The sequence below is a fragment of the Delftia sp. ASV31 genome (genome assembly GCF_016428765.1).
Lineage (GTDB): Bacteria > Pseudomonadota > Gammaproteobacteria > Burkholderiales > Burkholderiaceae_C > Comamonas > Comamonas acidovorans.
On the sequence record NZ_JAELTK010000141.1, the window covers coordinates 1 to 9,368 of the forward strand.

Annotated in this window: 4 protein-coding genes; all 4 read left to right on the forward strand. The window is 63.2% G+C overall.

Features of this window, described 5'->3' with window-relative positions; genetic code table 11:
• On the forward strand, positions 1-195 hold a 195-nt coding region (locus tag JHD82_RS27855; protein ID WP_199140063.1), incomplete at its 5' end, for a hypothetical protein.
• Entirely contained in the window at positions 162-1,022 is an 861-nt protein-coding gene (locus JHD82_RS27860; protein WP_199140065.1) for a hypothetical protein, read from the forward strand. The genes JHD82_RS27855 and JHD82_RS27860, both read left to right, overlap by 34 nt.
• 11 nt (positions 1,023-1,033) lie before the next feature.
• A complete protein-coding gene (locus JHD82_RS27865) occupies positions 1,034-5,302 on the forward strand; it encodes an Ig-like domain-containing protein (RefSeq protein WP_199140067.1) in 4,269 nt (1,422 codons plus the stop codon).
• Between the two features lie 107 nt (positions 5,303-5,409).
• Positions 5,410-9,368, forward strand: a 3,959-nt coding sequence (locus JHD82_RS27870; protein ID WP_199140069.1) for an RHS domain-containing protein, incomplete at its 3' end; no start/stop codon positions are given.

A 9,368-nucleotide genomic window follows, 5' to 3' on the forward strand; every position in this document is an offset into this window, starting at 1 on the left:
CCCCCCCCCCCCCCCCCCCCCCCCCCCCCCCCCCCCCCCCCCCCCCCCCCCCCCCCCCCAACCCCCCCCCCCCCCCCCCCCCCCCCCCCCCCTCCCCCCCCTCCCCCTCCTCCTCCTTCAAAAAATTTTTTTTTGTTCGCATTTCGTCGGCAGCGTCAGATGTGTATAAGAGACAGGTCAATGTCAGTCTGGTAGAACAGCAGCCAGCTGGCCTGGTTGGTGAAATCACGGATGAGCTTGGTGGATCGGTTACGCAGGTATTTATTTCCGAGGGCGAAAGAAGCTCCAATATTGCCTATGTCGGTGCGGCCGTTACTGCCGGTACCTACCGCGTCCAGGCCGAGATACCAGGAGTGTTGCAAGCGCAGTCGGCAGTACAGACCATCGTGGCGTCCAGAAAAGTGATTGAGCTCAAAAGTCCCAGAGGTAATCTGATTGTCGGCAAGGGGCTCAGAACCTATCAGAGTGATTATGAAAGCGAGCTGTATGTACGCCGGCGGATCGATGGCGCTCCCGACAGCGAAGGCGACCTGACTGTCAGCCTGCGCTGCATTGCCGCTCAAGTGTGTGCCGTGCCGGCGACGGTCACCATACCCCAGGGTAGGAGTGAAGCCTTTGTCAGTGTGATAGGTGGGGATCTGGGCGCTACCGAGATTGAGGCATCGGCCGTTGGGTTTGAACCAGGTCGCGTGGTCATGGAAACCGTCATGCCTTCACTGCGCTTGCAGTCTGTGCCTTCGGTTGTCTCTGTGGGCCAGCAGGCGAGCGCCATTCATGTGACTGCCGAGGTCGCGAATGCCTATTTGCCTGAGCGGCAGTACCCCGCGCAGCCTCTGGCAGTCACATTCACCAGCTCGGTTCCTTCAGTGGGGACGGTCACGGGATCGGTGAACTGGGCGGCGGGCACGGCCGCATCCGATCCTGCGGTCTTTATTGCCGTGGCGCCGGGTGATACCCAGGTCACGGCCAGTGCGCCGGGCTTCACCCCTGCCGCCAGCAAGCAGATCACGGTCAGGCCCTGAAGGAGGCAGACATGCAGATATCCCATTTCACCGCATGCCTGAAACTCTGGCGCAGGCTGTGGACGAGGTTGCACGGCTATGGCGTTGTGGCTGCGGCGACCGCGCTCGCAATGACGGCGGCCATCGCCGCCGATACCGCGCAGCTATCCATTGCTGATGGCGTCGTCGTCAAATTTGGCCAGGGCGCAGGCATCCGTGTGCATGACCGGCTGCAGTCGGGCGTGGACACTCTCCTCACCAGCCGGCATGACCACTCTGCACTGGGCGAGGTAGAGCCCCAGCAAGCACCCCGGCAAGCCAAGGCCGGTGACTGGCTGGGCGTGTTGGCCGCGCCTGAGGTTGCTGCCGGCGACCTTGCGCTGGACGGCCTGGCCATTCGCTATGCCGGGGGGGCCGACGGCTTGCCCAGGCACATGGAAGGTGGTGCGGCTTTGGTACTGGGAGGTGCCAGCCATGCGCTACAGGGGCTGAAACTCACGTTCAACACAGTGGGTATCCGCGTTGTGGGTACAGGAAGTCCTGGGATCACGCGCTCCCGCATCATCGGCAACGCAGTGGGCCTGCTCGCGGAGCAAGGCGCAACCCCTGCCATTGGTGGGTCCGATATTTCCGGCAATACCGAGCTTGGCATTCGCAATACCAGCCCCGCCAGCATCGTCCAGGCCCGCGGCAACTGGTGGGGCCATGTCAGCGGTCCTCGCGATCCGGTAGCCAACCCCTTTGGCCGGGGCAATGGGGTGAGTCCGGGCGTGGACTACGGCGACTACTTGGTTGCGGAGCCTGGACTTGATTGCTCCATTGCTCCAACCCAGGGCTATGCCACGCGCCTGCGTAACGTGGAACTGCGCCTGGACTGCCCACAGGCCGCGCAGTTCCGGTTGCAGGAAAGCACGCTGTTCGACAGCGCGCAATGGAGCGACATGGACAGCCATCCGATGTTGACGAGCCACCTCCTGTCCAGCGGGGCGGGCGACAAGATGGTGCATGCGCAATTCCGCATGGCACAGGGCGGCATCAGCCAATTCTCCCTGCCACGCCCTATCGCCTATGCACCCGAAGGGCCGCAGCTGCAATTTGTTCAGCCAGTTGCGGGAGCTGTGCTGGAGCAGGATGCGCCTGTCGTGCTCCAGGCCAGCGATGCCGAGGGTGTTCAAACGGTGGAAATCCTGATTGATGGCCAGCGCCTTGCATTGTTGACCCAACCTCCCTTCCAGGCGACGTGGGCACTGGCGACCGTACCCGACGGCCGCTACAACCTGCAGGCCATAGCAACCAACCTCCTTGGCCTGAGCAGCACCATATCGATCCCGGTACAGGTGCAGAAAAGGGCAGTACAGCCACCGACCCTGAGCGCCAGCTTTGCCGGAGTGCTTTTGCTGCCCGATGCGACCATTACGCAGGCGGGTCAGTTGGATGTGGCGGCGCAAAGCCCACGCGGCATTGCCAACGTCAAGGCCACCATCAACGGCCTGCAGATCTTCGAGCGCAGCGGCGGCAACACCAGCCCGTTCAACCACAGCCAGTTCATCGACTTTGCACAACTGCCCAATGGCGCGCATCGGTTCAGCATCACCGCCACCGACTCGGACGGTATTGCGGCCGTGCTGGACATACCGTTCACGCTCAGTCTCAGCGCGCCGCCTGCCCCTGTCATTGCGCAGCCCGTCAACAACGCACAGGTGTCCACGCCGCAATTGACCGTCTCCGGCACGGCCATGGCGGGCTCGCAGGTGCAGCTGTATCTGGGCGGCCAGGCCGTGGGCAGCCCGATGGCCGTGCCAGCCAATGGCAGCTTCTCCGGCAGCCTGACCCTGCCAGCCGAAGGCGCGCACCGCATCGAAGCGACGGCCAGCAATGCGCGCGGCACCAGTCCCAGGAGCGCGGCGGTTGCCGTGACCTATGCCATCGCGGCTCCGACGGTGAACTTCACCGTGCCGGGCCAGGATGCCACTGTTGTCGGCAGCACGGCCGTAGGTGTCGCCGCCTCGGCACCGGACGGTATTGCCAAGGTCGATTTCTTCGCCAATGGCAGCCTGATCGGCTCGGCCACGCAGGCTCCGTTCAGCGTGCAGTGGGACACGTCGGGCGTGGCCAACGGTGCCCTCACGCTCAGGGCCGTGGCCACCAGCAAGGCAGGCAAGACCGGCGAAGCCACGCGCGCCGTCACCGTCAACAACAAGCCGCCCGAGCCCGAGCAGCCCAAGACGCCCTATACGGGCACGGTCAGCTCCGTCAGCCCGGCGGTCTCGTACGGCGCGCAACGCGTCGTCATTGCCGGTGCCGCCGTGTCACGCGCCAGCGGACAGCCCATGCCCAACGCAGCATTGCGCATGGTGCTGGACATCTCGGGCTTCAAGCGGCGCATAGGCATCGCCACCGACGACAGCGGCCAGTACCGCTACGAATTCGTGCCCACGGCCAATGACAACGGCACCTACATCGTCTCCGTCATCCACCCGGAAGAAACCCTCACCACAGAGCAGGGGCGCTTCACCATCAACCGCCTGAGTTTCGACCTGGCCAGCTACCAGCTCACCGCGCCGCGCGGCTTTGCCGCCAGCATCACGGTCAACGCGCGTGCCAGCGCGGGCACGGGCGCCACCGGCGTGCGCTGGGCCGTGGTTCCGGCACAGCAGCCCAGCGGCAGCCTGCCGCCGGGCATCAGCGTGGAGCCGGGGGCGCCGGTCAATGTGGCCGCAGGCGCCTCGGTGCCCATGGTCATCCGCTTCACGGGCAGTGCATCGGCCGGGGAGACGGGCACCGTCGTGCTGACGGCCTACGCCAGCGAGACAGGGGACACGCCCCGGGGCAGCTTCACCATCCACTACCGGCTGGTGCAGGCCCTGCCCGAGCTGTTTGCCAATCCCACCTACATAGAAACCGGGGTACAGCAGGAAAAGACGGTCACCGAAAGCATCACCATCGGCAACCGTGGCCTGGTGGCGGCCCAGGACGTGAAGGTTCAGCTGGTGGACAAGGATGGCCGGGCCGCGCCTTCCTGGATCTTCCTGTCCAGCGCCAGCCACATCGGCGCCGTGGACGTGGGCGCCCAGGTGCCCATCCAGGTCACGGCAAGCCCTGGCAAGGACGTGGCCGACGGCATCTACAACTACCGACTGCAGATCACGGCCAGCAACCAGGGCACGGGCACCATACCCGTCTCGGTGGCCGTCACGCAAAGCGGGCAGGGCGGGCTGAGCTTCCATGCCACCGACCTGTTCACGGAAACGCTGGACGCGGGCGGCAAGCCCATACCGGGCGTGGCCAACGTGCGCATCCGCCTGCAAAACGATGCCGTGCTCACCTATATGCGCACCCTCACCACGGACGCGCAAGGCAAGGCCGTGCTCACCGACCTGCCGCCTGGCACCTACACCTACCGCGCCAGCGGACCGCGCCATGCCGACAGGTCGGGCCGCATCTTCGTGCGCCCGGGCGTCACCACCTCGGAGCGCGTGCACCTGCAGTACCAGACCATCAGCATCGACTTCAGCGTGACGGAAACCACCATCAAGGACGAGTACCAGATCACCCTGGAAGCCACCTTCCAGACCCAGGTACCGGCCCCCGTGGTGCTGCTGGAGCCCCTGTCCATCAGCCTGCCCGAGCTGCAGGTGGGCGAGGAATTCACGGGCGAGCTGACGCTGACCAACTACGGCCTGATCCAGGCCGACAAGGTCGTCTTCACACCGCCGCAGTCCGACGAGTACTACCGCTACGAATTCCTGGCGGACATCCCCAAGACCCTGGCCGCCAAGCAGCGCGTGGTCATTCCCTACCGCATCACGGCCGTCAAGCTGCACCCGCGCAGCATGGGCTTCAGGCAGGCACGGTCGGCGGAGATGGGGGCTGTGCAGAGCATCGTGGTGAATGCGCGCAATGCGGGCAGCTGCTCTTCCTATGCGCAGTGGGCCACGGCGGAATGTGGCTGGGTCTGTGCCAATGGAGAGGAGGAAATGCGCACCGTCTCTTCCACTTTCGGCCGGCTTGTCGGTGGCGCATGTGGTGGAAGCGGAGGCAGCAGTGCACCGTCTTTGCCGAGGCCCGAAGCCAAGTGTGAGGTGATCAATGGCAAGCGCTACTGCAGCACTGGTTATCCAGCAGGCTGGGGTGGCCCTGATGGTGGCTACCCGGCAACGCCACTGCCCTTGGCCCCTGAATGCACACCCACCTGCCGTGGCCAATGCTGCGCAGGCGGTGGCGCAGGCCCTGGTGGGGGAGGCTCGGGCGGGGGCGGTTCAGGAGGTGGAGGCGCAGGGGCCGGAGGCGACTTCCGCTAATGCAAAAAGCATTCACCACACATCAGCCACGACCGGGCATCGCCCGGTCATCAGCTCAAGAGATGCATTCAACAAGGCAAACGATTTGCGAGACGAGAGGGGAAGAAATGAGAAACAGAAAACATGCTGTGCACGGTTGGCTGTGCGCAGTCCTTGCAGCAGCAAGCCTGCTGCCCTCGATGGTCAACGCGCAGGACTACACCAGCCCCAGCGCCTTCACCCGCCCCGGCGACCCCGGCTACTCCCTCACCACCCAGTCCAGCGAACCCCAGGTGCGCTGGATCAACGGCGAATACACCGAAACCCACATCGACCTGCGCGTGCAGGTCCTGGGTGGCCCGCTGGACATCGCGCGCAGCTGGAGCCAGGGTCGCTGGTGGCTCAATCCGGCCTGGGCGCCGCTGAACTTCGAACTCGACCCGCTGGGTCGTGACGCCCGGCTCATCGAACGCGCAGGCGTCCTGTACGAGCGCAGCGGCCAGGCCGACCTCTACATCGCCAAGGGCAAGAACAACGCGCCCGTCTTCATCAAGCGGCTTGCCGAAGGCGGCAGTGCCCAGAACCCGCAAGCACAGTGGCGCTGGTACGACCGCCTGGGCAACAGCATCGACTACGACCCACAGGGCCGCATCCTGGGCTACGCCAACACCAACGGCATCAATGTGCGCTTTGCCTACGACAGCGCCACGCGGGCCCGCATTCTGGACCACCATGGCGGTACCGTCTACACGGCCACCCTGACCAATGGCCTCATCACCCGCATCGAAGACCGGGCCGGGCGCAGCGTCAGCTACCAATGGAATGGGCAGTTGCTCACCCAGGCCACCGACGTCATGGGCCAGCGCTGGAGCTACACCTACGACGGCAACGGCCAGCTCACCAGCCGCACCGACCCGCTGGGCGCCCAGGTCACGGTCCAGTACAGCCAAAGCATCCCTGCCCCCGCACCGCTGCTCACCCTGGGCGCCGCCGGCAAGGTCCTGGACCCCACGGGCACCAGTGGCACCACCAGCAAACTCGCCAACCTCTGGGGCGGTGGCCGGGTCGGCAAATTCGATGGACAGGGCTGCGCCTCCACCGGCAAGAACCAGTACCTGCGAGAAAAACGCCAATTCCTCGTCACCTATCTGGACTGCCGAGGCAACACCACCGTCTACCTCTACGACCGTGAAGGCAACGAGCTCGAAAGAACCTTCAACGGCAAACCTGCAGCAAAAACCCTCTGGGACGGCAACTACCAGACCCGCGCCATCAATGCGCGGGGCCTGACCACCACCACCAGCTACGACTACAACTACCAGCCGCTGCAGATCATTTACCCGGATGGCAGCCGGGACCAATACGAATACGAGCCTGTACGAGGCCTCAGGACAAAGCACATCAACCAGGGCGGCATCACCAGCACCTGGAGTCATGACGACAAAGGCCGCGTCACCATCTGGACCGAAGCCCTGGGCCGGCCTGAACAGCGCACCACGCGCTACCAGTACGACAGCTATGGGCAACTGACGAGCCGCAGCACTGGCGCAGGCGACGGCAAAGGTGAGGACAGCAGAACGACCACCTACCGCTATGACAACAACGGCAGCCTGATCGAAGCCACGGACCCGTTGGGCCACAGTAGCAAAGCCAGCTACAACGCAGCAGGTCTACCCGCCACGCAGACCGACGTCCTGGGTAACACCACCATGCTGGGATTTGATGCCGCAGGCCGGCTGACCCAGGCCACCAATGCCCTGAACCAGACCACAAGCCACGAATACGACGGCAGAGGGCGAAGGACGAAGAGCACCAGCGCAGCAGGCCGAACAAAGCAAACCCGCTACGACCCGCAAGGTCGAGTCATAGAAACCATTGCCCCGGGCCAGACCCAAGGCGCAGGCACGCGCATCACCTACGACAACACGGGCCTGCCACTGAGCACCATCAGCCCCAGCGGCCTTGTCACGCAGACCACCTACGACAACCGTGGTCGCACGGCCAGCAGCATCGATGCGGCAGGCAACACCATCACCTACGAATATGGGGAAGACGCCAGCGCCATGGCTAGCTTGCTCATCGCGACCCAATACCCCACGTACAGGGAAACCTACCAGTACGACCAGAGTGGCAGACAGACCGCTGTCACCCAACACCTGGCCAATCCCTCGACGCCAGAGCAGACCCGCACCCAGCACCAGCAATACGACAGCCTGGGCCAGCGTGTCGCCACCGTCGACCCCGCAGGCCGCACCACCATCTACGAATACGACGGCCTGGGCCGCCTCGTCAAAACCATCGACCCCCTGGCCCAGGCCACGCAGCAGACCTGGAACGCCCACGACCAGCTCACCAGCCTGACCGATGCCAAGGGCAACACTCACAAATTCGAATACGACAAGGCCGGGCGCCTGATCAAGGAAACCCGCCCCATGGGCGGCGCCATTCTGTATGCCTACGATGCCGCAGGCCAACTGACACAACGCACGGACGCTGGAGGCAACACCCGCAGCTACGCCTATGACAAGGCCGGCCGCATGGTGCAGGAAGAGCACAAGCTCCAAGGCACGGAAACCGACCAACGCATCAGCTACCAGTACGACGCAGACGGCCTGCTCACGGCCTACGAGCAAAAGGACGGCCAGCACAACCTGATCAGCAGCGCCACCTACGACAAGGACGCGCAGGGCCGAACGACGAAAAACAAGGTCACTTACGGCAAGGTCGACAACACTGGCAGCTTCAGCTTCACGGTAGGCCAGAGCTACAACGCCGACGGCCAACTGGCCGGACACACCTACCCCGATGGCAGTGCAGGCCAATACAGCTACGACAAGGGCCGCCTGAGCCTGGTCACCCTGCCAGACCAGAGCCAGATCCGCTACGGAAACTACCAATGGCTCACAGCCACGCGCATCGAGACGCCGGGTGCCACCAAAACCATCAGCCTGGATGCGCTGCAAAGGCCGCTGTCCATCGAAGTCAAGAACGCTGCCGCCCAGATACTCGCCAGCCGCCACTACCAATACGACAAGGCCGGCAACATTACTCAGATCGACAGCGACCTGGGTACAACCGAATACGACTACGACAACCTAGACCGCCTGATCAAGGCTTCGCCAGACCAGCCGCTCAGGGACCTGGGCTTACCCCAAGAGCAGTACGGTTACGATGCTGTCGGAAATCGCATCAGCAGTGCACACCAACCTGGGATGTGGGCCTATAACGAAGACAACCAATTGACTTTATACCCTAGAACTACGCCATTCAGTCAGGTTGTCCCAATTGAAACTCAGGTCAGCCATACAGAGCAAGGGCATACGAAACAAGAGGCCAATGCTAAAAGCATAAAAAACTATAGTTACAGTGCAGCTGAGAGGTTGATCAAGTACAGCCATATGCTCAAGCAGTCTGGCACCGATCTGGAGGCTGACTATAGATACGATCACTTGGGGAGACGAATTGCTAAGAGAATCAAGGATGGATTAACTACGGAAATTACTTATTTCATCTATGGTGATGATGGTTTAATAGGAGAGATTAATGATCAAGGAGGGCTAATAAAAGGATATGGATTCAATCCACTTGCCTTGCAGCAGGGTTTGTGGAGTACAGACCCCATATGGCAGGTAGATGCTGTTAATGGAAGTTTAGTCGGATTGGATGCCAGCTACCAGTATATACATACTGACTATATAGGTATGCCATTAATGGTCACGAATAGTAGGGGTAAAACAACGTGGAGGGCTGTGACAGAATCGTTTGGAGCAGCCGGGATTCTTCCAGAGAGCAGCATAACTATGAACTTGCGGCTCCCTGGGCAGTATTATGATCGAGAGACAGAAACTCACTATAACTTTAATAGAGACTATAGACCCAGTCAGGGTAGGTATATCCCTGTCTCTTATACACATCTGACGCTGCCGACGAAATGCGAACAGTGTAGATCTCGGTGGTCGCCGGGTCGTGGAGAGGGGGGGGGGGGGGGGGGGGGGGGGGGGGGGGGGGGGGGGGGGGGGGGGGGGGGGGGGGGGGGGGGGGGGGGGGGGGGGGGGGGGGGGGGGGGGGGGGGGGGGGGGGGGGGGGG

Excerpts from the sequence above, each read along its gene's own strand:
- JHD82_RS27865 (WP_199140067.1), top strand. The coding sequence starts at position 1,034 with ATGCAGATATCCCATTTCACCGCATGCCTGAAACTCTGGCGCAGGCTG.